At 62.7% G+C, this 24304-nt stretch carries 24 protein-coding genes; 14 read left to right on the top strand and 10 right to left on the bottom strand.

Annotated elements, in window-relative coordinates; translation table 11 throughout:
- Positions 1 to 111 precede the first annotated feature (111 nt).
- Both NKJ72_RS06295 and NKJ72_RS06290 read right to left on the bottom strand, forming a co-directional pair.
- Entirely contained in the window at positions 112 to 669 is a 558-nt protein-coding gene (locus tag NKJ72_RS06295) for an HNH endonuclease (RefSeq protein WP_254816681.1), read from the bottom strand.
- 129 nt (positions 670 to 798) lie between these two features.
- The gene (locus NKJ72_RS06290) at positions 799 to 1440 is read right to left on the bottom strand and encodes a DNA-3-methyladenine glycosylase family protein (protein ID WP_254816680.1); all 642 of its coding nucleotides are present in this window, start codon (positions 1438 to 1440) and stop codon (positions 799 to 801) included.
- A 123-nt stretch (positions 1441 to 1563) separates the two neighbouring features.
- Between NKJ72_RS06290 and gluQRS the strand changes: the two genes are divergently transcribed.
- Positions 1564 to 2439: a tRNA glutamyl-Q(34) synthetase GluQRS gene (gluQRS, locus tag NKJ72_RS06285; RefSeq protein WP_352476297.1), complete on the top strand. Its 876-nt coding sequence runs from the start codon at positions 1564 to 1566 to the stop codon at positions 2437 to 2439.
- A gap of 149 nt (positions 2440 to 2588) precedes the next feature.
- Positions 2589 to 3464, top strand: coding sequence for a DMT family transporter (locus NKJ72_RS06280; RefSeq protein WP_352476296.1), 876 nt, complete (start codon positions 2589 to 2591; stop codon positions 3462 to 3464).
- 45 nt (positions 3465 to 3509) lie between these two features.
- Here NKJ72_RS06280 and NKJ72_RS06275 read toward each other — a convergent pair whose 3' ends face one another.
- Positions 3510 to 4361: a YihY/virulence factor BrkB family protein gene (locus NKJ72_RS06275; RefSeq protein ID WP_254816677.1), complete on the bottom strand. Its 852-nt coding sequence runs from the start codon at positions 4359 to 4361 to the stop codon at positions 3510 to 3512.
- A 57-nt stretch (positions 4362 to 4418) separates the two neighbouring features.
- Here NKJ72_RS06275 and NKJ72_RS06270 point away from each other — a divergent pair, with 57 nt between their 5' ends.
- The 7 genes from NKJ72_RS06270 to NKJ72_RS06240 all read left to right on the top strand — a co-directional run bounded on the left by NKJ72_RS06270 (position 4419) and on the right by NKJ72_RS06240 (position 9967).
- Positions 4419 to 5285 carry an SDR family oxidoreductase gene (locus NKJ72_RS06270; RefSeq protein WP_352476295.1) on the top strand — a complete coding sequence of 289 codons (867 nt, stop codon included), beginning with the start codon at positions 4419 to 4421 and terminating at the stop codon, positions 5283 to 5285.
- Positions 5286 to 5308: 23 nt separating this feature from the next.
- On the top strand, positions 5309 to 5500 hold the full coding sequence (locus NKJ72_RS06265) for a twin transmembrane helix small protein (protein ID WP_023677950.1): 192 nt from the start codon (positions 5309 to 5311) through the stop codon (positions 5498 to 5500).
- Positions 5501 to 5525: 25 nt separating this feature from the next.
- On the top strand, positions 5526 to 6107 hold the full coding sequence (locus NKJ72_RS06260; RefSeq protein ID WP_254816675.1) for a cob(I)yrinic acid a,c-diamide adenosyltransferase: 582 nt from the start codon (positions 5526 to 5528) through the stop codon (positions 6105 to 6107).
- A 22-nt stretch (positions 6108 to 6129) separates the two neighbouring features.
- Entirely contained in the window at positions 6130 to 6933 is an 804-nt protein-coding gene (locus tag NKJ72_RS06255) for a rhomboid family intramembrane serine protease (protein ID WP_254816674.1), read from the top strand.
- 206 nt (positions 6934 to 7139) lie between these two features.
- Positions 7140 to 7889, top strand: a complete 750-nt coding sequence (locus tag NKJ72_RS06250) for an electron transfer flavoprotein subunit beta/FixA family protein (protein ID WP_352476294.1) — start codon at positions 7140 to 7142, stop codon at positions 7887 to 7889.
- Positions 7890 to 8044: 155 nt separating this feature from the next.
- Positions 8045 to 8974: an electron transfer flavoprotein subunit alpha/FixB family protein gene (locus NKJ72_RS06245; protein WP_352476293.1), complete on the top strand. Its 930-nt coding sequence runs from the start codon at positions 8045 to 8047 to the stop codon at positions 8972 to 8974.
- Positions 8975 to 9088: 114 nt separating this feature from the next.
- Positions 9089 to 9967 (top strand): 3-hydroxybutyryl-CoA dehydrogenase, encoded by an 879-nt coding sequence (locus tag NKJ72_RS06240; protein ID WP_352476291.1) that lies wholly within the window; start codon positions 9089 to 9091, stop codon positions 9965 to 9967.
- Between the two features lie 9 nt (positions 9968 to 9976).
- Here NKJ72_RS06240 and NKJ72_RS06235 read toward each other — a convergent pair whose 3' ends face one another.
- Positions 9977 to 10615, bottom strand: coding sequence for an NrsF family protein (locus NKJ72_RS06235; protein WP_352476290.1), 639 nt, complete (start codon positions 10613 to 10615; stop codon positions 9977 to 9979).
- 1 nt (position 10616) lies between these two features.
- On the bottom strand, positions 10617 to 11159 hold the full coding sequence (locus NKJ72_RS06230; protein WP_352476289.1) for a sigma-70 family RNA polymerase sigma factor: 543 nt from the start codon (positions 11157 to 11159) through the stop codon (positions 10617 to 10619).
- Positions 11160 to 11360: 201 nt separating this feature from the next.
- Here NKJ72_RS06230 and NKJ72_RS06225 point away from each other — a divergent pair, with 201 nt between their 5' ends.
- The 3 genes from NKJ72_RS06225 to NKJ72_RS06215 all read left to right on the top strand — a co-directional run bounded on the left by NKJ72_RS06225 (position 11361) and on the right by NKJ72_RS06215 (position 15197).
- On the top strand, positions 11361 to 12368 hold the full coding sequence (locus tag NKJ72_RS06225; protein WP_352476288.1) for an iron ABC transporter substrate-binding protein: 1008 nt from the start codon (positions 11361 to 11363) through the stop codon (positions 12366 to 12368).
- Positions 12369 to 12534: 166 nt separating this feature from the next.
- A complete protein-coding gene (locus tag NKJ72_RS06220) occupies positions 12535 to 14118 on the top strand; it encodes an ABC transporter permease (protein ID WP_352476286.1) in 1584 nt (527 codons plus the stop codon).
- Entirely contained in the window at positions 14115 to 15197 is a 1083-nt protein-coding gene (locus tag NKJ72_RS06215; RefSeq protein WP_352476285.1) for an ABC transporter ATP-binding protein, read from the top strand. The genes NKJ72_RS06220 and NKJ72_RS06215 overlap by 4 nt, the downstream gene beginning before the upstream one ends.
- Positions 15198 to 15219: 22 nt before the next feature.
- Here NKJ72_RS06215 and ugpC read toward each other — a convergent pair whose 3' ends face one another.
- The 4 genes from ugpC to ugpB form a co-directional block, all read right to left on the bottom strand.
- Positions 15220 to 16287 carry a sn-glycerol-3-phosphate ABC transporter ATP-binding protein UgpC gene (ugpC, locus tag NKJ72_RS06210; RefSeq protein ID WP_352476284.1) on the bottom strand — a complete coding sequence of 356 codons (1068 nt, stop codon included), beginning with the start codon at positions 16285 to 16287 and terminating at the stop codon, positions 15220 to 15222.
- A 7-nt stretch (positions 16288 to 16294) separates the two neighbouring features.
- Complete coding sequence (gene ugpE, locus NKJ72_RS06205) at positions 16295 to 17143, bottom strand: sn-glycerol-3-phosphate ABC transporter permease UgpE (protein WP_352476283.1); 849 nt, start codon at positions 17141 to 17143, stop codon at positions 16295 to 16297.
- An 8-nt stretch (positions 17144 to 17151) separates the two neighbouring features.
- Positions 17152 to 18036: a sn-glycerol-3-phosphate ABC transporter permease UgpA gene (ugpA, locus tag NKJ72_RS06200; RefSeq protein ID WP_352476439.1), complete on the bottom strand. Its 885-nt coding sequence runs from the start codon at positions 18034 to 18036 to the stop codon at positions 17152 to 17154.
- Between the two features lie 81 nt (positions 18037 to 18117).
- Positions 18118 to 19428 (bottom strand): sn-glycerol-3-phosphate ABC transporter substrate-binding protein UgpB, encoded by a 1311-nt coding sequence (gene ugpB, locus NKJ72_RS06195; RefSeq protein ID WP_352476282.1) that lies wholly within the window; start codon positions 19426 to 19428, stop codon positions 18118 to 18120.
- Positions 19429 to 19715: 287 nt separating this feature from the next.
- Between ugpB and NKJ72_RS06190 the strand changes: the two genes are divergently transcribed.
- Entirely contained in the window at positions 19716 to 22148 is a 2433-nt protein-coding gene (locus tag NKJ72_RS06190) for a bifunctional diguanylate cyclase/phosphodiesterase (protein WP_352476281.1), read from the top strand.
- Positions 22149 to 22150: 2 nt separating this feature from the next.
- Here NKJ72_RS06190 and tlpA read toward each other — a convergent pair whose 3' ends face one another.
- Entirely contained in the window at positions 22151 to 22834 is a 684-nt protein-coding gene (gene tlpA / locus NKJ72_RS06185; protein ID WP_352476280.1) for a thiol:disulfide interchange protein TlpA, read from the bottom strand.
- Between the two features lie 35 nt (positions 22835 to 22869).
- On the opposite strand from tlpA, the gene argH reads away from it, so the two are divergent.
- Positions 22870 to 24270: an argininosuccinate lyase gene (argH, locus tag NKJ72_RS06180; RefSeq protein ID WP_254816662.1), complete on the top strand. Its 1401-nt coding sequence runs from the start codon at positions 22870 to 22872 to the stop codon at positions 24268 to 24270.
- Positions 24271 to 24304 lie beyond the last annotated feature (34 nt).

The raw sequence follows: 24304 nt of genomic DNA, 5'->3' as shown, positions 1-24304 counted from the left end.
GCCGTAGCCTTAACTACCACGCCACGACCGCTCATGAATGCTTCGGCCGGCGAAGGCCGGAAGCGTAGAAAGCTGCGTCAGCCGACCGGCATGGCGGATTTCTGCCGAACTCTATGGTTCGAGTTCGACATCCCAGTACAGATAATCCATCCAGCTTTGGTGCAGATGGTTGGGCGGGAACAGCCGGCCGTTATTATGCAAATCATGCACCGTCGGCTGGTAGGGCTTCTGCAGCGGCCACATCTTGGCGTGGGCCGGCATCATGCCGCCCTTCCTCAGATTGCAGGGCGAGCAGGCAGCGACGACATTCTCCCAGGTCGTGGCGCCGCCGCGATGGCGAGGAATGACATGGTCGAACGTCAGATCGTCCGGTGTGCCGCAATATTGGCACTGGAAACGGTCGCGCAGAAAGACGTTGAAACGGGTAAATGCCGGATGCCTCGACGGCTTCACGTAAGCCTTCAGGCTGACGACGCTCGGCAGCTTCATCGAAAAGGTCGGCGAAGAGACGGCGTGTTCGTATTCGGCGACGATGTTCACCCTCTCGAGGAACACCGCCTTGATGGCATCCTGCCAGGACCAGAGCGACAGGGGGTAATAGCTGAGCGGACGGTAATCCGCATTCAGCACCAGCGCTGGAAGCCCATCCGGAGATACGGCAACCGTCACGTCGTTGACCTCCTTCACCCTAGAACCGGTCGACGCGGATACTGTAAGCCCGACATGACAGGGATGTGAAGCGGATTGTCGATCATGCCGGGTCTCAAAAACGCATGATTTCAATGCTTTTTTGCGGATTCAGGCCGGAGGCGCGGCATCCCTGCCCTTCAATTCGCGATAATAAGCCCAGAAAAGCCGCGATGCGACACCGCGCCACGGGCTCCATGATTCGGCAAGCCGGATTAGCATTTTCTCCGGCGGACGCGGGTCGATGCCGAGCGCATGGCCGACCGCGCTCTGCAAAGCAACGTCGCGCGCCGGAAAGATATCCGGGTGTCCGGCGGCAAACAAAAGGTAGACTTCAGCCGTCCACGGGCCGATGCCCGGCACTCTGGTCATGGCCGCGATAGCCTCGCTTGCATCGAGCCGGCAGAGGTGATCGAGGTCGAGCCCGTCGGCCACCGCCTGGGCGACGGCAATCAGGCCGCGCTGCTTTGGCCGCGACAGCCCCGCGTTGCGAAAGATCGCCTCATCGGCGGCAAGGATCGCCTGCGGCGTCAGCGGATCGAGCAGTTCCGTCAGGCGGCCGAAGATGGCATCGGCGCTCGCGCGGGACACTTGTTGCGAAACGACGATGGAAGCAAGGCTCCTGAACCCCGGCTCCGACAGCCTGAGCGGCACCTCGCCAGCCATGCCGCGCACTTTTTCCAGGCGTGGGTCGAGCAAGCATAGCCTATCCAGCCCTTGCGCAATGTCGTCGAGGCTGGCGATGCGTTGCATGTCTGCTTGTTCCAAAATCAAAAGTGCCGCACGTTTCGTCACGTGTCCCTCTGGACGCACGACGCCGCCGGCGCAAAGTAGCAATTGGCGAAAGCGCCGCACAACCCGATTGCCCGCCGGACAATGACACTGCTGACATTCCGCTTCGCGCCGAGCCCGAACGGCGAACTGCATCTCGGCCATGCCTATTCGGCGCTGCTCAATCAGAAATTGGCAAAGGCGGCGGGCGGACGCCTGCTGCTGCGCATCGAGGACATCGACACGACGCGCTGCACGCCGGAATTCGAAGCAGGCATTTTTCGCGACCTGAAATGGCTGGGGCTTGGCTGGGAGGAACCGGTGCGCCGCCAGTCCGAGCATTTTGCCGAATATCGGGCTATGCTCGAACGGCTGATCGAGGCGGAGCTTGTCTATCCGGCCTTCATGAGCAGAAGTGAGATCCGCGCCTTCATCGCCGACAGCCAAAAGCGCGGCCGCGACTGGCCGCGCGACCCGGACGGCGTGCCGCTCTATCCCGCCGCCGACAAGGCGCTGCCGGCGAGCGAACGCAAACGGCGCATCGCCGAAAATGTGCCATTTGCCTGGCGGTTGAACGTCGATGCGGCAATAGGGCGCGCCGGCAAGGACCTGTCATGGGCCGAATACACGGACGAGACGCTCTCCGCGACGCGTCGTGTCGAAGCCCATCCGCAGGATTGGGGCGACGTGGTCGTGGCGCGCCGCGAAATCCCGACCAGCTATCATCTCGCCGTCACCGTGGATGACGCACTGCAGGGCGTCAGCCATGTCGTGCGCGGCCAGGACCTTTATTCCGCGACCAGTGTGCAGCGGCTGCTTCAGCAGTTGCTTGGCCTGCCGCAGCCGGCCTATTTTCACCATCGCCTGATCCTCGGCCCGGACGGACGAAAACTGTCGAAGAGTCTTGGCGATACCAGCCTTGCCGCCCAGCGTGCGGCGGGCGCCTCGCCCGACGATGTAAGGCGGCTGGTCGGTCTCTAGCTGGACCGGCGAGCTGACGGCCATCAACGGCGCTCCTTCAATTCAAATGACTCTATGGATCAACCGTTTGGTTTTGCTTGCCGGCCCGAACGGCATTAAGCAGTCGCCGCAGTCGATCCCTCACCCGAATTCACCGCGGCCTCCTGAAAATGCACAGCCTCAAGCGGTTCATCCCCGCCTCTTTCGTCCTCCTGTGGGCGACCGGCTTCATCGGCGCGCGCTATGCCATGCCGTGGGCGGAGCCCTTTACTTTCCTGGCCGCGCGCTTTGTCCTAGCCGCAATCCTGCTTGTCGCTTTGATGGCCGCACTTGGTTCGAGCCGCGCCACCCGCGACGAGGCGCTGCACGCGACCGGCGCCGGCATCCTGATGCATGGGGTCTATCTCGGCGGCGTGTTCTGGGCCATCCACCGGGGCATGCCCGCTGGGCTTTCAGCCTTGATCGTCGGCCTGCAGCCGCTGATCACGGCAGTGCTCGCCGGCCGGCTTCTGGGCGAGGCCATCCTGCCGCGCCACTGGGCCGGTCTCGGCCTCGGGTTGATCGGCGTGGTAATCGTGCTCTGGCCGAAGCTCGGCGCGCTCGGCGGCGGGGTGACGGCCGAAACACTGGGCGCCTCGCTGGTCTCCGTACTCGGCATGAGTGCGGGCACGATCTGGCAGAAGCGTTTCGCCTCCGGCGGCGATCTGGTGGCTGCCACGTTCTGGCAATATGTCGGCGGCGCATCGGTGATGGCTCTGGCCTCGCTCGCCTTCGAGACCCGAACGGTCATCGTCAACGGCGAACTGATGTTTGCCATGGCCTGGCTTGTGCTGGTGCTGTCGATCGGCGCCATCTTCCTGTTGATGGTGATGATCCGCGACGGCGAGATGTCGAAGGTCGCCTCGCTGTTTTACCTCGTGCCGGCCGTCACCGCGGTCATCGCCTGGGCATTGTTCGGTGAGCAGTTGAGCCCGCTCCAGATCGCCGGCATGGCAATCGCGACGCTCGGCGTCGGGCTGGCGACCGCTCAGCCGCCAAAAGCATGATCCCAAAAAAGTGGGAACCGGTTTTCGGAAAAGATCATGCTTAACTCAGCCGACTCTCGCACGCGCCTCTAAATAGCGGCTGATCGCGGCGTTGAGCTCGCCACCGAGGATGAAGATCGCCGAGACGATATAGAGGAATACGACGGCGATCATGATCGAGGCGAGGCCGGCATAGGTCGTCACATAGGACGAGAAATGATCGAGATAGGCGGCGAAGATGGTCGACCCGATAAGCCAGCCGATCAGCGTGAAGATGATGCCAGGCACGATCGAAACGAAGCGGCGCTTGCCGGCCGGCAACCAGAAATGCACGGCGAACAGGCCGCCGATGATGACGACCGAGGCGATGACGTAACGCCACAGCGTGATCGTGCCCATGTAGGGCTTTATCCATTCGAAATGCGACTCGGCCAGCCGTGCCAGCAACGGCGCGAAGACCAGCAGCACGCTGATCGCCAAAAACCCGGCCGTCGCGATCAGCACGAAGATGATGCTCTGCACCCGCCGGTAGATGATGCCCCGCGTTTCCGAGACACGATAGGCGCGGTTGAGCGAGGTGCGCAGCGCCTCGATGCCGTTCGAGGCGAAGTATCCGGCAAGCACGATACCGTACGTCAACAGGTCGCTGCGCCTAACGGTAAGCACGTTGAGCACTTCGCGCGCGATCGGTTTGGCGATCTGCTCGGGCCACGTGTCGAACACAAGGTGCACGGCGGTGTCGGCGAAGGCCTGCGCGCCGAAAAAACTCGCCAGCGTCGTAGCGAAGATCAGGAAAGGAAAAAGCGCCATCAGCGCGGTGATCGCCAGATGGCTGGCCATTGCCCAGCCGTCGTCGGTGTTGAAATGGCCGAGCGCGTCGTAGAGGACGCGTTTAAGGGCTACGATCTTCCGCAACAAGAACCGCGTTCCCTTCGATTGTCCGGACGCCGCGAATATGGGAAGGGTTTGCAGTAAATGACAACCCTAGGTCAAACCACCATTCCTCCCGGAAAAGAGTTGCGCACCATCATTGTCACAGGTGCCTCTTCCGGTATAGGCGCCTATTGCGCCCATGCTCTTAAGAAGGAAGGCTGGCGGGTGTTCGCAACGGCCCGAAAGCCCGAGGATATCGCCGCGCTCGAGGCCGACAGCATTGAGGCCTTCTATCTGGACTACACCGAACCCGGATCGATCGAGGCGTTGGTGACGTCGGTGCTGGAACGGACCGGCGGCCGGCTCGATGCGCTCTTCAACAACGGCGCCTACGGACAGCCCGGCGCCGTCGAGGACCTGCCGGTCGAGGCTTTGCGGCAGCAGTTCGAGGCCAATGTCTTTGGCTGGCATGATCTCACTCGCCGCGTCGTACCGGTGATGCGCCGCCAGGGCCATGGTCGTCTCGTTCATTGCTCGTCGATCCTCGGCCTCGCGCCGGTGCCTTTTCGCGGCGCCTACTCGGCATCGAAGCACGCTATCGAAGGGCTGATGCTGTCCCTCTATCAAGAACTCCGGGGTAGCGGCATCCATGTTTCGCTGATCGAGCCGGGGCCGGTGAAATCGAAGATCGCCAGCAACAGCCTCGCATGGTTCCTGGCGAATATCGATCACGAGAATTCCGTTCATCGCCTCGCCTATGCGGCGCAACTCAAACGGCTGCGGGCCGGCGGCAGCACATCGCGGCTGAAGCCCGGGCCGGAGGTGGTTTATGCCGCCTTGCACCATGCGCTTCTGTCGCGGCGCCCGCGCCCGCATTATGTGGTAACAGTGCCGGCCAGGATCGGCGCGATCCTTAAACGCATCCTGCCGGCATCTGCACTCTACCGTCTGCTCGCCAAACGCGCCTGAACGCAATTCATCTGGAACACATCATGGCAACCGTCTTCAACATCCTCGCCGTTCTTGTCATGGTCGCAGTGGTGATCGTGCTGATCCGCGGCCTCATCAACATGATGCGCGGCGGCTCCAGCATGACCTCCAACAAGCTGATGCAGACGCGCGTGCTCTTGCAGTTCGTGGCCTTGGTGCTGATCATGCTGGCGGTGTATTTCACCCGTAAGTGACGCAGCACCAGCCGGGAGGTACCCCGTGGTCAAGCTCAACAAGATCTACACCCGCACTGGCGACGACGGCACCACCGGTCTCGGCTCCGGCGAGCGGCGGCTGAAATCCGACCTTCGCATCGACGCCTACGGCACGGTCGACGAGGCCAATGCCTGCATCGGCATGGCCCGCATCCATACAGCGGCAGTAAATCCGGCGATCGATGCGATGCTCGGCCGCATCCAGAACGATCTTTTCGATCTCGGCGCCGATCTGGCAGTTCCCGATAATGGCAAGCCGCTGGACTACGAGCCGCTGCGCATCGTAGCCTCGCAGACCGACCGCGTCGAACAGGACATCGACCTCCTCAACAAAAATCTGCAGCCGCTCAAATCCTTCGTGCTCAATGGCGGCACGCCGGCCGCTGCCGCCCTTCACCTCGCCCGCACGGTCGCGCGCCGCGCCGAGCGCATCATGGTGGCGCTGTCGCAAGACCCAAACGAGCCCGTCAACCGCGAGGCAATAAGGTACATCAACCGCGTCTCGGACTTCCTGTTCGTTGCCGCGCGCGCGGTCAATGACAACGGAAACGCCGACGTGCTATGGGTTCCTGGCAAGAACCGCTGAAATCCGCCGAGCTGGGGACCCGATGTTCATCCCGCTTTACGACACCAACAGGCTGCGGCACATCAAGCTGCAATATGTGACCATCGGCCTGATCGCGCTCAATGTGTTGATCTACCTTGTCACCACGCTTGGCGGTGAGGACTTCTCCAACGCCGCGGTGCTGGGCCTCGGCTTCATCCCGTCGGTCGTGCATGACAGCGTCGAGCTCGCTCCGCAATTCGTCGTCATTCCCGAGAGCCTGAGCTACCTGACTTATTCCTTCCTGCACGCGGATATCTTCCACCTCGGCGGCAACATGCTTTTCCTGTGGGTATTCGGCGACAATGTCGAGGATGCACTCGGCCACATCCGCTACCTCATCTTCTACCTGCTTTGCGCCATTGCCGGCGCTTTCTTCCAGGGTCTGGTGGCCTGGGATTCGCAAGTGCCGCTGATCGGCGCGTCGGGCGCCATCGCCGGTGTCGTCGCTGCCTATCTGATCCTTTATCCGCGCGTGAAGGTGTGGGTGCTGGCCTTCGCCCGCATCCCGTTGCGTATCCCGGCTTTCATCCCGCTCATCCTGTGGATCCTGTTCCAGATCTTCATGTTTGCCCAGGGAGGCGAGGATCAGGTCTCCTGGGCCTGCCATATCGGCGGCATCATCGCCGGAGCCGTGCTGGTGCTTGTCTTGCGCAGCCGCGGCGTGCCGCTGCTCGCCGCTGCGGATGAAGAGACTGTGGTGGTCGCCGGCCATGTGCCCGTTGCCGTAGAGCCGGCGCCAAGCGAACCACAACCTGCGCAGCAGGCGCCGCGCTGGGGCCGGGGAAGCGTTTCCGGTCCGGACTGAACTGATTTGAGTGCTTCGCCGAGGATCCGAGTGCGCCCGGATATTGACGCGCGGGGTCGCCGCAACTACGCAAGCGCCACCCTACTGGCGTGCCGAAGACCAGAATTCCGTCCGGAATGTCGGCTTTCGACAACTCTGAAGAGGTGCACGCTGCTATAGCGCGTCCGACGAGCGTGAGAGACTATCGTGAAAGAGGTGACAGGCAAATGAAGATCCTTGTGCCCGTGAAGCGGGTTGTGGATGCGAACGTCAAGGTCCGGGTGAAAGCGGACGGTTCGGCGGTGGAACTCGCCAACGTCAAGATGGCGATGAACCCGTTCGACGAGATCGCGGTGGAAGAGGCGATCCGGCTGAAGGAAGCTGGTAAGGCCGAAGAGATCATCGTCGTGTCGATCGGGCCGCAGCAGGCACAGGAGACCTTGCGCACGGCGCTCGCCATGGGCGCCGACCGCGCCATCCTGGTCAAGACCGACGAGCAGACTGAGCCGCTGGGCGTCGCCAAGGTGCTGAAGGGCGTCGTCGAGGCAGAACAGCCCGGCCTTGTCATTCTCGGCAAGCAGGCGATCGACGACGATTCCAACCAGACCGGCCAGATGCTGGCCGCACTTCTCGGCTGGGCGCAGGGCACCTTCGCCTCCAAGATCGTGCTCGACGGTGAAAAGGCCACGGTGACGCGCGAGGTCGATGGCGGCCTGCAGACGCTGGAACTGAAGATGCCGGCAATCGTCACCGCCGATTTGCGCCTGAACCAGCCACGCTACGCGTCGCTGCCCAATATCATGAAGGCCAAGAAGAAGCCGCTCGACGAGAAGAGCCCTGCCGACTACGGCGCCGACGTCAAGCCGCGGCTGAAGGTGATCAAAACCGAGGAGCCGGGCGGCCGCAAGGCGGGCGTCAAGGTCAAGAGCGTCGCCGAACTGGTCGACAAGCTGAAGAACGAAGCCGGCGTGCTCTAAGGAAATCCGATGAGGCCGGCCGGCAAACGGCCGGTGTCTCCGCTTCCGGTGCCCACGTACTGAAGTACGCTCCGCTCCGGTTCTCGAAACCAACCGTTTTCGACTCGGCCTGACCGGATTTCAGGAGCCTCGAAGACGAAAGTCAGGAAAACATCATGGCTATTCTTCTGATTGCCGAACACGACAACGCTGCGCTTTCCGACCAGACCGCCAAGGCGCTTTCGGCGGCGCTGCAGATCGGTTCGGACGTGCATGTGCTGGTTGCCGGCAAAGATGCCAAGCCGGCAGCGGACGCAGCCGCCAAGCTCAAGGGCGTTACCAAGGTGCTGCTCGCCGACGCTGACGAACTGACCGAGCGTCTCGCCGAACCGCTGGCGGCACTCGTCGTTTCGCTTGCTGAGCCATATGAGACGATCATCGCGCCGGCGACCTCGTCGGGCAAGAACGTCGCGCCCCGCGTCGCGGCGCTGCTCGATGTCGCCCAGATATCGGAAATCATCGAAGTCGTGTCGCCCGACACCTTCAAGCGGCCGATCTATGCCGGCAACGCCATCCAGACGGTGCAGTCGAGTGACGCTAAGAAGGTCATCACGGTGCGCACCGCCTCCTTCCAGGCAGCACCCGAGGGCGGTTCCGCGCCGGTCGAGACGGTTCAGGCGGCGGCCAATCCCGGCCTGTCGAGCTTTGTTGAGAACAAGCTCTCCGAGACCGACCGTCCAGAGCTGACCTCGGCCAAGATTATCATCTCGGGCGGCCGTGCGCTGGGCTCCTCCGAGAAGTTCCAGGAGGTCATCCTGCCGGTCGCCGACAAGCTCGGTGCGGCGGTTGGCGCATCTCGCGCCGCCGTCGATGCCGGCTATGCGCCGAACGACTGGCAGGTCGGCCAGACCGGCAAGGTAGTAGCGCCCGACCTTTATATTGCCGTCGGCATCTCCGGTGCCATCCAGCACCTTGCTGGCATGAAGGATTCGAAGGTGATCGTTGCCATCAACAAGGACGAGGAGGCGCCGATCTTCCAGGTCGCCGACTACGGTCTCGTCGGCGATCTCTTCGTCATTCTGCCGGAACTGCAAAAGGCGCTTTGACGCCTTCTGCCAAAGCGTATTAAATTCTGACGGGTGGGGTAGACGAAGTCGCCCCGCCCTTTTAGTTTGCACTGCACAAAAAACGGGCCGCAAAGGCCTCGACGGGATCGGGTAATGAGCAAGATCGAGACGATCGGCATCATCGGCGCGGGCCAGATGGGTGGCGGCATCGCCCATGTGTCGGCGCTGGCGGGCTATAAGGTGCTGGTTTACGATATTTCGCCCGACCGCATCGAAAAGGGCATCGCTACGATCAGCGGCAACATGGCCCGTCAGGTCGGCTCCGGCAAACTCGAGGAAACGCTGCGCAATGAGGCGATGGCGCGCATTTCGGCGGCGCCGGCCATGGCCGACCTTGCGGGCGCCGATCTGGTGATCGAAGCAGCGACCGAGGACGAGACGGTCAAGCGCAAGATTTATGCCCAGCTCTGCCCGCAGCTCAACCCCGAGGCCATCCTGGCGACGAACACGTCATCGATCTCGATCACACGGCTGGCTTCGCAGACCGACCGGCCGGAACGCTTCATCGGCATACATTTCATGAATCCGGTTCCGGTGATGAAGCTGGTCGAACTGGTGCGCGGCATCGCCACCGAGGACCAGACCTTCGAGGCGGCAAAAACCTATGTGAAGCAGCTCGACAAGACGATCACCGTCTCGGAGGATTTCCCGGCCTTTATCGTCAACCGCATCCTGCTGCCGATGATCAACGAGGCGATCTACACGCTCTATGAAGGTGTCGGCTCGGTCGATGCCATCGATACCGCCATGAAGCTCGGCGCCAACCATCCGATGGGGCCGCTGCAGCTTGCCGATTTCATCGGGCTCGATACCTGCCTGTCGATCATGCAGGTGCTGCATGACGGACTGTCGGATTCGAAATACCGCCCCTGCCCGCTGCTGGTCAAATATGTCGAGGCCGGCTGGCTCGGCCGCAAGACCGGGCGCGGCTTCTACGACTATCGCGGCGAGCATCCCGTTCCGACACGCTGATCCTTATCGCTACCAGCGCACAAAAAGTCGTCCGCCGAGCGCCCCGAGCACGGCAAGGATGGCGACCGCGATTGTGTACCAGGTGCCGACGAAAAGCGGCGAATCGTCGAAGCAATGCGCCGCATAGAAGGTCGCCGCCAGCCCGCCGGCAAGCAGGCCCGCGGCCGCACCGGCAAGCACCGGCCTTGTCGGCGCGCCATGGCGTAGGACCGCGAGAAAGACGGCAAGCGGGCCGATCCCGATCAACGGAATGAAGGTCAGGCAGATGACCATGTTCGTCCCGACCAGGCGTGTGCCCCAGTCGGACGCAGGCACGGCGAAGAGTTCGAGAATCACGGCCACAATCACCAGCAGCGGGGCGGCGATCATCCAGCTTGCCGCCCGGCGGGTCGATGCACCGGGCGTCGACAGCGCATGCACCAGGGCAAAGGCGCTGGCCGAAAGAGCGATCGTGAAGACGAATTTGGACAGGAACCGCATCGTCTGCATGGCGATCGCGATGTCGGGGCGCGGGCCGATCATCAGCCAGAAAACCGCGGCCGCGATCACCATGGCCGCACCGGCGGCAAGCCACCAGGCGGCGCCCAGCGGCAGCGCCTTGCTGCGGGCATCGGCGTCGAGCGCCTTGATGAGATCTTCGGTCCTCATTTTATTCCCGCCCCGCCCCGAACCGTTTGGCAATGGCGGCAAGCCCGCGGTGCAGTGACACCCGCACAGCCGTCTCGCTGATGCCGAATTTGGCCGCCGTCTCGCCGATCGAACGGCCTTCGACCGATACGGCCGAGACGACGGAACGCTGTGCCGGCGACAGGCTGTCGAGCGCCCGGTTGACGTCGCGCTCGCTCACCGTCTCCGATTCCGGCTCGGCAAAGGTCTCGGCGATTTCGTCGATCTCGACCTCGATCCGCCGGCCGCGCCGCCGGAACGCGTCGATCAGCTTGAAGCGGGCTATTGCATAGACCCAAGGCAGCACCGGCGCATTATGGCGCCAGGTGTGTCGTTTCACATGAATGGCCAGCAAGGTTTCCTGCACGACATCCTCGGGATCCACCCCACCCTGCACGATCTTGCGCCGGGCAAAGCCACGAACGAGCGCGGCGATCCGGTGCAGAAAGTCGGCATAGGCCCTTTCGTCTCCAGCGATCGCGGCCCGCAGCAGCCGTGAAAGCTCGGCTTCGTCCTTGCCGCTCACAAGAGTTCACTCCCCGATATTCGCGTCTCGGCGCTGATTTGTTACGGGGCGGGCGAAATAATGTCCAAGGCAAATTAGCTGAGCATCACGAAAGTTTGCCCTTTTGAGCAATTGAGTGGGCCAGCAATGTTGACTGCGCTAGTCATGTATTGGTAGGTGCAGCGTGCCAAGCCAACGACCATCGAAATCGAGGACGACGCCATGAAATATGCTCTTTCCGCCCTTGCCGGTGCGACAGCACTTGCAATCAGCCTGATCGCCGGCCCGGCAATAGCAGAGGACGAGGGCATCGTCGTCTACAACGCCCAGCACGAAAACCTGACCAAGGCCTGGGCGGAGGGATTCACCAAGGAAACCGGCATCAAGGTTACCGTCCGCAATGGCGGCGACAGCGATTTTTCCAATCAGATCGTTGCGGAAGGCACCGCTTCGCCCGCCGATGTATTCCTGACGGAGAATTCGCCGGCCATGGCATTAGTCGAGGCGGCCGGCCTGTTCGCACCGGTCGACACCGAGACGCTGGCCCAGGTTCCGCAGGAGTACCAGCCGGCGAGCGGCAAATGGGTCGGCGTCGCGGCGCGCAGCACGGTCTTTGCCTACAACAAGACCAAGCTGGCCGCCGACCAGCTGCCCAAATCGCTTCTCGATCTCGCCGATCCGAGCTGGAAGGGCCGTTGGGCCGCATCGCCCTCCGGCGCCGATTTCCAGGCGATCGTCAGCGCGCTTTTGCAGCTCAAGGGTGAGGCAGCGACGGCCGAATGGCTAAAGGCGATGAAGGAGAATTTTACCGGCTATAAGGGCAACAGCACGGTGATGAAGGCGGTCAATGCCGGCGAGGTCGAAGGCGGCGTGATCTATCACTATTACTATTACGGCGATCAGGCCAAGACCGGCGAGAACAGCAAGAATGTCGAGCTGCACTATTTCAAGCATCAGGATCCCGGTGCTTTCGTCTCGGTTTCCGGCGGTGGCGTGCTGGCCTCGAGCAAGCACCCGAAGGAAGCGCAGGCTTTCCTGAAATGGGTCACTGGCAAGGGTGGCCAGGACGTGCTGAAGACAGGCGATTCGTTCGAATACGCAGTCGGCAAGGGCGCCGAGTCCAATCCGAAGCTGGTGCCGCTGGCCGATCTGCAGGCGCCGAAAGTCGACCCGACGACGCTGAACTCGAAGAAGGTGACCGACCTGATGACGGCGGCCGGCTTGCTTTAGCCGGCGTTCGTCCTAAAAGGGCAACCGACTGCGCTCCGGTGGGAATTCGCTTTCCGCGGGAGCGCTCTGTTTTCAAGATGGCATTTGTCCATGACCACAAGCTGCTCGCCGCATTCGCCGACGATTGTTTCCGCCTTCGGGCGGAAACGGCACAACGTCTGATCTGATGCAGTCGGCGATCGATCTCGCACCTTCAGGCTTGCCAGCCGATACCACGGCCGTGCGGGCACGTCGTTGGTCGGTCTCATGGATTGCGCTGGCTGCCGTCTTTGTCTCGCTTTTCGCGCTGCTGCCACTTGCCTTCATCGCCTGGGTGGCGGTGCAGACTGGGTGGGAAACCGTGGAGGCGCTGGTGTTCAGGCCGCGCGTCGGCGAACTTCTGGTCAACACCAGTCTGCTGGTGGTGCTGACCGTGCCGATCTCGATCGTGCTGTCGGTGGCGCTGGCCTGGCTCACCGAGCGCAGCGATCTGCCGGGGGCCCGCCTTTGGGCCTGGTTGTCGGTGGCGCCGCTCGCCATTCCCGCCTTCGTCCACAGTTACGCCTGGATCACCATGGCGCCCAGACTGCACGGCCTGTGGGCCGGCGTGCTTGTATCCGTCATCGCTTATTTCCCGTTCCTCTATCTGCCGATAGCGGCAGCTTTGCGCCGGCTCGATCCCGCTCTCGAAGATGCAGCAGCGGCCCTCGGGCTTGGCCCATGGCGCGTGTTTCGGCGTGTCGTGCTGCCGCAGCTCCGACTCGCCATTTGCGGCGGCTCGCTGCTGGTCGGCCTGCACCTCCTGGCCGAATACGGCCTTTACGTTTTCATCCGCTTCGACACCTTCACCACCGCGATCGTCGACCAGTTTCAGTCGACCTTCAACGGTCCCGCCGCCAACATGCTGGCCGGCGTGCTGGTGACCTGCTGCCTTGTGCTGCTCGGTCTGGAGGTGCTGGTGCGCGGCGAGGAGCGCTATGCCCGCGTCGGTTCGGGTGCTGCGCGCCAGCAGCAGCGCACGAGCCTTGGGCGCGCCACCATTCCTTGCCTGCTGCTGCCTGCCATTACCACGCTGCTGGCGCTCGGCGTGCCGTTCGTCACCATCGCCCGCTGGCTCATGGCCGGCGGCGCCGATGTCTGGCGGCTCGACGAGATCGGCCTGGCGCTTGGCCAGACGCTGTTCCTGGCAATTGCCGGGGCGCTGCTCGCCACCGTCGCGGCAATGCCGATGGCGTGGATCTCGATCCGCGCGCCGGGGCGGCTGCAACGCGTCCTGGAGGCCTGCAACTACATCGTCGGCGCGTTGCCCGGCGTTGTCATCGCCCTGGCGCTGGTCACCATCGCCGTGCGTATCGCCATGCCGCTCTACCAGACCCTGTTCACCATCCTGGTCGCCTATGCGCTGATGTTCCTGCCGCGCGCCCTGATTAGCCTCAGGGCGTCGATCGCACAGGCGCCGGTCGAGCTCGAACGCGCCGCCTCCAGCCTCGGCCGGTCGCCGCTCAAGGCGCTGTGGTCGACGACCATCCGCCTGTCGGCGCCGGGCGCCGCAGCCGGCATGGCGTTGGTCGCGCTGGGCATCATGAACGAATTGACCGCAACCCAGATGCTGGCGCCCAACGGTACCCGCACTCTGGCCATGGCGTTTTGGTCCTATAGCGGCGAGATCGACTATGCGTCGGCAGCGCCTTATGCCCTGATCATGGTGGCGATGTCGCTGCCTTTGACCTGGCTGCTCTACGTCCAGTCGAAGCGGATGGCCGGGCGATGAGCTTTCTCGAGCTGAGCGGCATCCACAAGCACTACGGGCCCGTCGCAGCACTTGCCGGCGTCGACCTCAGCGTGGCCAGCGGCAGCCGTACGGCAATCGTCGGGCCGTCCGGTTGCGGCAAGACCACCTTGCTGCGGCTGATCGCCGGCTTCGAGGCGCCGGACCAGGGCCGCATCGTGCTCGATGGCGAGGTGTTGGCCAATGGCGACACGGCCGTGCCGGCGCATCGCCGCGGCATCGGGCTGGTGGCGCAGGACGGCGCTCTGTTCCCGCATCTGAGCATCGCCGCCAATATCGGCTTCGGCATGGGGCGTCACGAGGAAAAGCGGGGCGAGCGCATCGCCGAGCTCGCCTATGTCGTCGGGCTGGACAAAGGTATCCTGAAGCGCCGTCCGCACGAACTCTCCGGCGGCCAGCAGCAGCGCGTCGCGCTCGCCCGCGCCATGGCCATGAAGCCGCGGCTGATGCTGCTCGACGAGCCGTTCTCGGCGCTCGACACCGGCCTGCGCGCCTCGATGCGCAAGGCCGTGGCCGAGCTCCTTGAAACCGCCGGCATCACCACCATCCTGGTCACCCATGATCAGGCCGAGGCGCTGTCATTCGCCAGCCAGGTCGCAGTGATGCGCGACGGCAAATTCTCGCAGATCGGCACGCCGCGCGAGCTCTATTTCAGGCCGAAGGACAGGATGATTGCCGAGTTCCTCGGCGACGCCATCGTCTTGCCGGCCAGGATCGCCGATGGCTTCGCTACCTCGCCGCTCGGCCGGATCGCCGTCGACAGCACCGAGCGGCGCGACATCGCCCGCATCATGCTGCGGCCCGAGCAGGTGCTGCTGAAACGAACCTCGCGTGAAGGCATGTCGGGCACGCCGGACATGCTGTTCGGGGAGGTCACGGAATCCGAATTCGCCGGCTCGATTTGCACCATCGCCGTGCGTCTCTTGAACAGTCCCGATCCGCCCGACGCGGCCGCCATCGGCAACACGCCATTGATCCTGCGCAAGCCGGGCATGGACGCGCCGGCGGTCGGCGAGATCGTGCGGCTGACCGTGTCGGGCAAGGCGCATGTGTTTGCCTGAACGGTTTTGCGCAAGGCCGATTTCAATCGACCCGTTTGCCCGCTTGATCGAACCAATGCAGCTTTTCGGACCTGGCCACGACGCGCAATCGGTCGCCTGGCTTGGCGCTGGCGCGGCCTGAGACGCGCACCACGATACGGCTGCCGGCTGCCACGCAATGGAGGAAGCTTTCGGCACCGACCGGTTCGACCGCTTCCACTGTCGCCGGCAGCGCGAGCGCGCCGGCCGGCGCCTCTGCCGCGAAGGTGATATCGGCGTCCTCTGGACGAAAGCCTAGTGTCACCACCTTGCCCTGTCGAGGCGCCAAGCCAATCACCGTACCGTCGGCCAATACCGAGCTTGGGGAGGCCCCTGTGAGCGCCAGCAGATTCATCGGCGGTGCGCCTATGAACGAAGCGACGAAGGTCGAAGCCGGTTTCTCGTACACATCAAGCGGAGCGCCGGTCTGCTCGACCAGTCCGGCGTTCATGACGACGAGGATGTCGGCCAGCGTCATCGCCTCAAGCTGGTCGTGCGTGACATAAACCGAGGTGACGCCAAGCGAGCGCTGCAGATTCTTGATCTCGATGCGCATCTGCCCGCGCAATTTCGCATCGAGGTTGGACAGTGGTTCGTCGAACAGGAAGACCTTCGGGTTGCGCACGATGGCGCGACCCATGGCGACGCGCTGGCGCTGACCGCCTGAAAGCTCGCGCGGGCGCCGGTCGAGCAGCGCCGAAAGCTCCAGCACCTTGGCCGTCGAGCGTACCCTGCTGTCGATCTCGTCCTTCGGCGTGCCGCGGTTGCGCAGGCCATAGGCCATGTTGTCATAGACCTTCATATGTGGGTAGAGCGCGTAATTCTGGAACACCATGGCGATGTCGCGCTCGGTCGGGCCGATGGCGTTGACCACCTTGCCGTCGATGGCGACTGTACCGGCCGAAATGGTCTCCAACCCGGCGATCATCCTCAGCAGCGTGGACTTGCCGCAACCTGACGGGCCGACCAGCACGCAAAGCTCCTTGTCAGGAATGGCGATTGAGACGCCCTTCACGGCTTCGACGCCGCTGGGATAGACCTTCTTCACGTCCTTCAGATCGACGGTCGCCATCAGAGTCTCACTTTTCGGATTCGACCAGGCCACGCACGAACCAGCGTTGCATCATCACCACGACGAGAATCGGCGGCACGATGGCCAGCATTGCCGTGACCATCACGAGGTGCCATTGGGTGTCGGCATCGGCGAAGGAAACCATCTTTCTCAGCGCGATGACGATGGTGTTCATGTCGTTACTGTTGGTGACGAGCAGCGGCCAAAGATACTGCGTCCAGCCATAGATGAAGAGGATCACGAACAGCGCGGCGATGTTTGTCCGCGACAGCGGCAGGAGGATATCAAAGAAGAAGCGCCATGGCCCGGCACCGTCGACACGCGCCGCCTCGACCAATTCGCCCGGTATGGTCATGAAGAACTGGCGAAACAGCAGCGTTGCGGTGGCTGAGGCGATCAGCGGGACGATCAGGCCGGCATAGGTGTCGATCATGCCGAGATCGACCATCACCTTGTAGGTCGGCAGGATGCGCACCTCGACTGGAAGCATCAAGGTGATGAAGATCAGCCAGAAGAAGGTCATGCGCAGCGGAAAGCGAAAGAACACGATCGCGTAGGCCGACAGGATCGAGATGAAGATCTTTCCGACCGCAACGCCGAGCGCCATGATCGTGGTGTTGAGGAGCAGCCTGCCGACGCTGACCCCGCCGATACGGCCGATGCCGCCGAACAGCGCCTCACTGTAGTTGTTCCATAGCTGGCTGCCCGGCAAGAGCGGCAGCGGCGGCCTGAGGATCGTTTGCAGCGTGTGCGTCGAGGCCACGAAGGTATAGTAGATCGGAAAAGCCACGATCAATATGCCGAGGATGAGCACGGCATGGGCGATGAAGGTGCGGAGCGGGGACTGGCCGATCATCGCTGCCCTCAGCCGTAGTGGACTTTGCGTTCCACATAGCGGAACTGGATCGCTGTGAGCGCGATGACGATGGCCATCAGGATGACCGACTGCGCCGCCGAGTCGCCCAGGATCAGATTGACGAAGCCGTCATTGTAGACCTTGTAGACCAGCGTCTCGGTCGTCTTGCCCGGCCCGCCGCCGGTGACGGCATGAACGATGCCGAACGTGTCGAACAGGGCATAGACAGTGTTGACGACCAGCAGGAAAAAGGTTGTCGGCGCAAGCAGCGGGAAGATGATGGTCCAGAAGCGCTTGGTTTCGCCGGCGCCGTCCATGGCCGCCGCTTCGATCAGCGTTTTCGGCACCGCCTGCAGGCCGGCGACGAAGAACAGGAAATTGTAGCTGATCTGCTTCCAGGCAGCCGCCGACACCAGCAGGATCATGGCGTGGGTGCCGTTGAGCAGTGGGTCCCAGGCGATGCCGAGGCTTCTCAGCAAATAGGCCAACGAGCCTATCGAAGGGTTGAACAGAAACAGCCACAGCATGCCGGCGATCGCCGGCGCCACGGCATAAGGCCATATCAACAGTGTGCGGTAGAGGCCTTTGCCGCGCACGGCCTTCTCGGCCATAACCGCGAGCAGCAGGGCCACAACCATGGCAACGATCGCGGTCGCAAGCGAGAACACCACCGTGACCTTGATCGAGTTGAGGTAGGCCGGATCGGCCAGCACCTTCCGGAAATTGGCAAACCAGACGAACCTGCTCTTCAGCCCGAACGGGTCTTGCCTGAGCATCGACTGGTAAAGCGCCTGACCGGCCGGCCAGTAGAAGAAAACCAGGGTGATGGCGAGCTGTGGCGCCACCAGCAGGTAGGGCAGGATCTTGTTGGGAAAGACGACGCGTGGAGACAGGCTGATTTCCCTCGCTATCCAGGCATCGCCCACGCGCGCTCGCGTGGGCGATATTCCAACCGACTGACCGAGACGATCTCGTTAGTTGTCCAGGGCTTCCTTGATCGCGGCGTTGCCGCGCGCGACCGCATTGTCGAGCGCCTGCTGGGCGGTTTGCTGGCCGGCCAGCATCTTCTCCAGCTCCTCGTTCTGGATATCGCGCACCTGCGGCAGATTCGGCAGGCGCACGCCCTTCGAATTGTCGGTCGGCGACTTGCCGATCATCTGCAGGATGGGTGTCTCGCGGCCGGGGTTCTTGTCATAGAAGCCTGATTTCTTGGTCGCCTCGTACGCGGCGAGCGTCACAGGCAGGTATCCCGACTTCTGGTGCAGGTATTCCTGTACATCGGTCTTGGACAGATAGGCAAAGAAGGCGGCAACGCCCTTGTACTCCTCGTCCGACTTGTTGCCGAACACCCATAGGCTGGCACCGCCCGGCGTCGTGTTCTGCGGGGCACCCTTGGCGTCACTGTCGTAGGGAAGCTGGCCGATGCCATAATTCATGCCGGACTTGACGATATCGCCGAGGCCGCCCGACGATTCAGTGAAGATGCCGCATTCGCCGGCGAGGAATATCTGCTTGGCTTCGGAGGTGCGGCCGCCATATTTGAACGTGCCGTCCTTGGCCAGGTCGGCGAGCGCCTGGAAGTGGTTGACGAAAATCGGCGCATTGATCTTGAGTTCGACATCGCCGCCGGCCAGGCCGTTCTGCTGGGTGGCCCAAGGCACGTCATTCCACGCCGCGAAATTCTCCAGATGGATCCAGGTCAGCCAGGTCGAGGTATAGCCGCAAGAAGCGGCGCCGCTCGTTTTGATCTTCTTGGCGGCTTCCCAAACCTCGTTCCAGGTCTTGGGCGGATTGTTCACGTCGAGGCCTGCCTTCTGGAAGATGTCCTTGTTGTAGTAGAGGATCGGCGAGGAGGAGTTGTAGGGGAAGGACAGCATGGTGCCGTCCGGCTTCGAATAATAGCCGACGATGCCGGGCAGATACTGGCTCTTGTCGAAAGTCATCCCGGCGCCGGTCATCACATCGGCCACCGGCTTTATCGCACCCTCGGCCGCCATCATCACGCCGGTGCCGACGTCGAACACCTGGAGGATATCGGGCGCTTGCCCGGCACGAAAGGCAGCGATGCCGGCATTCAGCGTCTCCGGATAGGTGCCCTTGAACACCGGAACGAGCTCATATTCGCTCTGGCTGGCGTTGAAATCCTTGGAGATCTTGGCGACGACCTCGGCGTTGGCGCCGGTCATGGCGTGCCACCAGCTGATCTGCGTGACGGCGAAGGCGGAGGTGGTGGAAAGCAGGGTCACGGTGGCGGCGATACCGGCCGCAAAGCCGAAGAACTTCATGTTTCATCTCCCGCATTGGCGAAAGGGGCACCTCCGCAAAGCCAATATGTGGCGCTGATGACAATCGGACAACGGTTTTGTTGCCGATCAATGAACACCATTCCTTCCTAAAGTGCACTCGCTACCGAAACCGGGCGTCAGAAACGACATCACCGCCTTTTTCGGCGCAGCGGCATCGGTTTTCCCCCGAAAAGACCCGCCTCATGGCCTACGGGTTAACTATTCGTTAAAATCTCCAAGAGCTAATCCGTCACACCTCCCCTGTTAGTTTTGACCGAGTGACCAGGATGCTGACGGTCTATAATTGTATCGTAAATCAGCACGACCTGAGACTGGTTGCGCTCGCCGCACTCGTCTGTGGAATTTCTTGTTTCTCTGCGGTTAATCTCCTTAAGCATGTCGGCCGATCGACCGAGCGAAACCGGCTTGTCTGGCTGATGATCGCCGCGGCCTCGACCGGGTTCGGCATATGGGCGACGCATTTCATCGCCATGACCGCGTTTACGCCGGGAATACCGAACGCATACAATCCGGGATTATCCGCCTTTTCGCTTGCCGCCGCCGTCATCCTGACCGCGCTTGGGATGTGGGTCGCCACCTTGCGGCGCGGCATCGACCATTTCCTCGTCGGTGGCGCCATTCTCGGCGGCGCCATCGCGACGATGCACTACATCGGCATGGCCGCTTTCGAGGTCGAAGGCCGGGTCGTATGGAACCTGCTCCTTGTCGCGATATCGCTTCTGGCCGGAGTGACCCTTGCGGCACTGGCGCTCCTGGTCGTCTTGCGCCGCCCGTCAGCACTCGCGACTCTCGGCGGCGCCGCGCTTTTGACGCTGGCCATTTGCAGCTTGCATTTCATCGCGATGACCGCGGTGTCGATCATTCCGGATTCCTCGATTGAAATATCCGAACATTCCGTCGAGCCCATTTCCCAGGCCTTTGCCGCAGCGGTCGCCAGCCTTGTAATCCTTGTGCTGTCAGGTGCGGCGCTGTGGATCGACCTGCGCTTTCGCCGCCAGAAGCTCGAGGCCGATCGCATGCACGATCTCGCCAACGCGGCGGTGGAAGGTCTGATCGTTTGCGATGGCACCCGCATCGTCAGTGCCAATGACAGTATGGCGAAGCTGACCGGAACAGCGACAGCCACCCTGAACACGATGCAACTCGGCGAGCTTTTCGAGGGACAGAGCGCAGCCGATATGTCCGGCTTCGGCGAACAGGCGCAGGAAGCAACATTAAGGGGCAGCGACGGCGCGAGAGTTCCTGTCGAGCTGATCGCCAGGAAGATCACCTACTGCGGCAGGCCTCATACGGTGCTTGCCGTTCGCGACATCCGTGAGCGCAAGAAGGCAGAAGAAGAGATTCTCCGCCTCGCGCATTTCGATCCGCTTACCGGGCTTGCCAATCGGCGGAGCTTTTCTTCCCGGCTGGAAGCAGAATTCGCCTCGATGGATCGTGGCGGCAAGGATGGATATCTGGCGCTCCTGCTGCTTGACCTCGACCGGTTCAAGCAAGTCAACGACCTCTACGGCCACAGCGCCGGTGACGCGATGCTGCAGAAGCTCGCGCACTGCATTTCCGGCATTCCGCGCCACGGACAGATGCTCGCGCGTCTCGGCGGCGACGAATTTGCCATCATAGCTCCGAACCTCCCCGACCCCCTGGCCGCAGGCCGGATAGCCGAGGACTTGCTGGCGGCGATCCGCGAGGAAAACAGGGTTTCGGTCGGCTCCGGCCTCGTCTCGGCCAGCATCGGCATCGCCTTCTTTCCGCTGGATGCCGAAGACCAGGCCGGCCTGATCAGCCACGCCGACACGGCACTCCATCGCGCCAAAACCGAAGGCAGGGACACTTACCGGTTTTTCGAGATAGCCATGGGCACCGCGGCCCGCGACAAGCGCGTGATGGAGCATGAATTGCGCCAGGCCATCGCCCGCAAGGAGTTCCACCTCGTCTACCAGCCTCAGAAGGAAATCCGCGGCGGCAGGATGATCGGCTTCGAAGCCCTGGTCCGGTGGCAGCACCCTGAGCGGGGTGACATTTCTCCGGCTGTTTTCATCCCCGTAGCCGAAGACAGTGGCGCGATCGCCCAGATCGGCGACTGGGTGCTGACGACGGCTTGTAACGATGCTGCTCGCTGGACAAATCCGCTGATGGTCGCCGTCAACGTCTCCGCCGTGCAGCTTCACAATCCGAACTTCAGCCGCAAGGTGCATGACGCACTGGCGAGGTCGGGCCTCGCACCCGGCAGGCTGGAACTGGAGATTACCGAAACAGCCCTGGTGAAGGATATGCCCCGCGCACTGGCGGCGTTGAGGCAGGTCAAGGCGCTTGGCGTGCATGTAGCGATGGACGATTTTGGCACCGGCTACTCTTCGCTGTCCAACCTTAGCGCCTTTCCCTTCGACAAGATCAAGATCGACGGCTCGTTCATCAAATCGGTCGACAAGAACGCCCAGTTCGCGGCGATCGTCCGCGCCGTGCTGGGGCTTGGACGCGGTCTCGGCCTACCGGTCCTTGCGGAGGGCATCGAGACGCCGGGTGAATTGAGGTTCTTGGACGCCGAGGCTTGCGAGATCGGGCAAGGCTATTACCTCGGCAAACCGGCTCCGATCGAGACGTTCGGCGAACTGACGGGCGTGGCTGCTCCGGCAATCCGCACAGCCAGCCGACGCGGCGCAAGCATTGCCGTGCTCAAGCCGCGCCTGCGCACGGTCTGAGCCTATCCCGGCTGAAGCGCCGCCTCGACCAGACGCTTGGCATCCGGCCCCGACCATTCGGCCGGGCCGTTCATATGGGCGATGAGGCAGCCTTGCCCATCGATCAGCATGGTGACGGGCAGACCTAGCGCCAGGCCGCGCGTCTTGACGTCGTTGAACAGCGCCATCGTGGCATCGCGATAGTAGCCGAGCGACTTGACGCCGGTGTCCTCCAGGAATTTCTTCGGTTTGGCATCGTCGCCGGCATCGACGTTGACGGCAATAACCTGAAACGCATCGCTGCCCATCTCCTTCTGCAGCGCATCGAGCGCCGGCATTTCGGCGCGGCAAGGTGCACACCATGTCGCCCACAGATTGAGCAGCACCGTCTTGCCTGCATGATCGGCGATCGTCGTCGGCTTGCCGTTGGGGCCGTTGAAGGTAAGGCTTTTCAGCGATTGCGGCGGATCCGCCGGCAAAAGCGCGGCAACCTGGCCGGTAGCAGCGGCGGCGATCTTCTTGGCACGGTCGGTCTTGGCGACGCAGGCGGCGTCGTCCTTGCCGCCGCCGGCGGCCACTGGCGCGGGCGCCTTGTTGCCAGAACTGCTTTCCCTGACATATACCGCGACCGCGCCGGCCAGCACGCCCGCAACCAAAGCGGCGAGGATGAGACGCAAAGCCGGGAAAAATCTATTGCCGTCTGCCATTTTTGAAAAACTGCTCCGGAGCACGGGTTATAGCGATGAACGACAAGAAGGCCAGCAACCAGATGTGGGGCGGACGTTTTGCCTCGGGTCCGGCCGCAATCATGGAAGCGATCAACGCGTCGATCTCGTTCGACCGCAAACTCTATGCGCAGGATATTCGCGGCTCGATCGCCCATTGCCAGATGCTGGCGCAAACGGGCATTATTTCGGCGGCCGATCAAGAAAAAATCACTCACGGGCTGAACACGATCCTGGCAGAGATCGAGACCGGCACATTCGAGTTCTCCACCAGGCTGGAAGACATCCACATGAATATCGAGGCCCGTCTGGCCGATTTGATCGGGCCCGCAGCTGGCCGCCTGCATACCGCCCGCTCGCGCAATGACCAGGTGGCGGTCGACCTCAGGCTGTGGGTCAAGGACGAGTGCTTTCGCGTCGCCGAGGCGCTGAAGGGCCTGATCACGGCGTTCCTGGATCGCGCCGAGGAGCATGCGGCAACGGTGATGCCGGGCTTCACCCACATGCAGGCGGCGCAGCCGGTGACCTTCGGCCATCACTGCATGGCCTATGTCGAGATGTTTGCGCGCGACCTGTCTCGCGTCCGCGATGCGATTGAGCGTATGGATGAAAGCCCGCTCGGCGCTGCCGCCCTTGCCGGCACCAGCTTTCCGATTGACAGGCACGAGACAGCGAAGGCGCTTGGCTTCCGCGAGCCGATGCGCAATTCGCTCGACAGCGTTTCGGATCGCGATTTCGCGCTCGAGTTCCTGGGCGTAGCAGCGATCTGCGCGACGCATCTGTCGCGACTGGCTGAAGAGATCATCATCTGGTCGACGCCGCAATTCGGCTTCGTCAGGCTGTCGGATAGTTTCTCGACGGGTTCGTCGATCATGCCGCAGAAGAAGAATCCCGACGCTGCCGAACTGGTGCGCGGCAAGACCGGCCGCGTCACCGGGCACCTCGTCGGCTTGCTGACAGTAATGAAGGGCATGCCGCTGACCTATGGCAAGGACATGCAGGAAGACAAGGAATCCGTCTTCGACGCGGCCGAGACGCTCGACCTGATGCTGGCGGCAATGACCGGCATGGTGCGCGACATGACGGTGAACACTGCGGCGATGAAAAAGGCTGCCGGCGCCGGCTATTCGACTGCGACCGACCTCGCCGACTGGCTGGTGCGCACGCTCGGCCTGCCGTTCCGCGAGGCGCACCATATCACTGGCCGGGCGGTGGCGCTGGCCGACGACAGGAAGATCGGGCTCGACAGGCTTTCGCTGGAGGATCTGCAGTCCATTCACCCCGGTATCAGCGCCGACGTGTTTTCGGTTCTTGCCGTGCAGAATTCTGTAAAGAGCCGCACGAGCTTCGGCGGCACCGCGCCGTCCGAGGTGCGCAAGCAGATCCGCTACTGGAAAAAGCGACTCGCCAAAGCGTAAGACGCGGGGTGCAATGGCCGCAAAACTCGGCTAG

Origin of the sequence: Mesorhizobium sp. M0045 (assembly GCF_040323385.1) — a bacterium.
GTDB lineage: Bacteria > Pseudomonadota > Alphaproteobacteria > Rhizobiales > Rhizobiaceae > Mesorhizobium.
The sequence above is the reverse complement of the archived record's forward strand: the minus strand, read 5'-3'. Positions and strand labels throughout refer to the sequence as shown.

Bases quoted from the DNA above. Each gene is read 5' to 3' on its own strand.
- gluQRS (WP_352476297.1), top strand. From the start codon at position 1,564: ATGACACTGCTGACATTCCGCTTCGCGCCGAGCCCGAACGGCGAACTG.
- NKJ72_RS06255 (WP_254816674.1), top strand. From the start codon at position 6,130: ATGTTCATCCCGCTTTACGACACCAACAGGCTGCGGCACATCAAGCTG.
- ugpC (WP_352476284.1), bottom strand. From the start codon at position 16,287: ATGGCGACCGTCGATCTGAAGGACGTGAAGAAGGTCTATCCCAGCGGC.
- NKJ72_RS06280 (WP_352476296.1), top strand. From the start codon at position 2,589: ATGCACAGCCTCAAGCGGTTCATCCCCGCCTCTTTCGTCCTCCTGTGG.
- NKJ72_RS06290 (WP_254816680.1), bottom strand. From the start codon at position 1,440: ATGCAACGCATCGCCAGCCTCGACGACATTGCGCAAGGGCTGGATAGG.
- NKJ72_RS06235 (WP_352476290.1), bottom strand. From the start codon at position 10,615: ATGAGGACCGAAGATCTCATCAAGGCGCTCGACGCCGATGCCCGCAGC.
- tlpA (WP_352476280.1), bottom strand. From the start codon at position 22,834: ATGGCAGACGGCAATAGATTTTTCCCGGCTTTGCGTCTCATCCTCGCC.
- NKJ72_RS06265 (WP_023677950.1), top strand. From the start codon at position 5,309: ATGGCAACCGTCTTCAACATCCTCGCCGTTCTTGTCATGGTCGCAGTG.
- argH (WP_254816662.1), top strand. From the start codon at position 22,870: ATGAACGACAAGAAGGCCAGCAACCAGATGTGGGGCGGACGTTTTGCC.
- NKJ72_RS06225 (WP_352476288.1), top strand. From the start codon at position 11,361: ATGAAATATGCTCTTTCCGCCCTTGCCGGTGCGACAGCACTTGCAATC.
- NKJ72_RS06220 (WP_352476286.1), top strand. From the start codon at position 12,535: ATGCAGTCGGCGATCGATCTCGCACCTTCAGGCTTGCCAGCCGATACC.
- ugpB (WP_352476282.1), bottom strand. From the start codon at position 19,428: ATGAAGTTCTTCGGCTTTGCGGCCGGTATCGCCGCCACCGTGACCCTG.
- NKJ72_RS06270 (WP_352476295.1), top strand. From the start codon at position 4,419: ATGACAACCCTAGGTCAAACCACCATTCCTCCCGGAAAAGAGTTGCGC.
- NKJ72_RS06250 (WP_352476294.1), top strand. From the start codon at position 7,140: ATGAAGATCCTTGTGCCCGTGAAGCGGGTTGTGGATGCGAACGTCAAG.
- NKJ72_RS06245 (WP_352476293.1), top strand. From the start codon at position 8,045: ATGGCTATTCTTCTGATTGCCGAACACGACAACGCTGCGCTTTCCGAC.
- NKJ72_RS06190 (WP_352476281.1), top strand. From the start codon at position 19,716: ATGCTGACGGTCTATAATTGTATCGTAAATCAGCACGACCTGAGACTG.
- NKJ72_RS06240 (WP_352476291.1), top strand. From the start codon at position 9,089: ATGAGCAAGATCGAGACGATCGGCATCATCGGCGCGGGCCAGATGGGT.
- NKJ72_RS06215 (WP_352476285.1), top strand. From the start codon at position 14,115: ATGAGCTTTCTCGAGCTGAGCGGCATCCACAAGCACTACGGGCCCGTC.
- ugpE (WP_352476283.1), bottom strand. From the start codon at position 17,143: ATGATCGGCCAGTCCCCGCTCCGCACCTTCATCGCCCATGCCGTGCTC.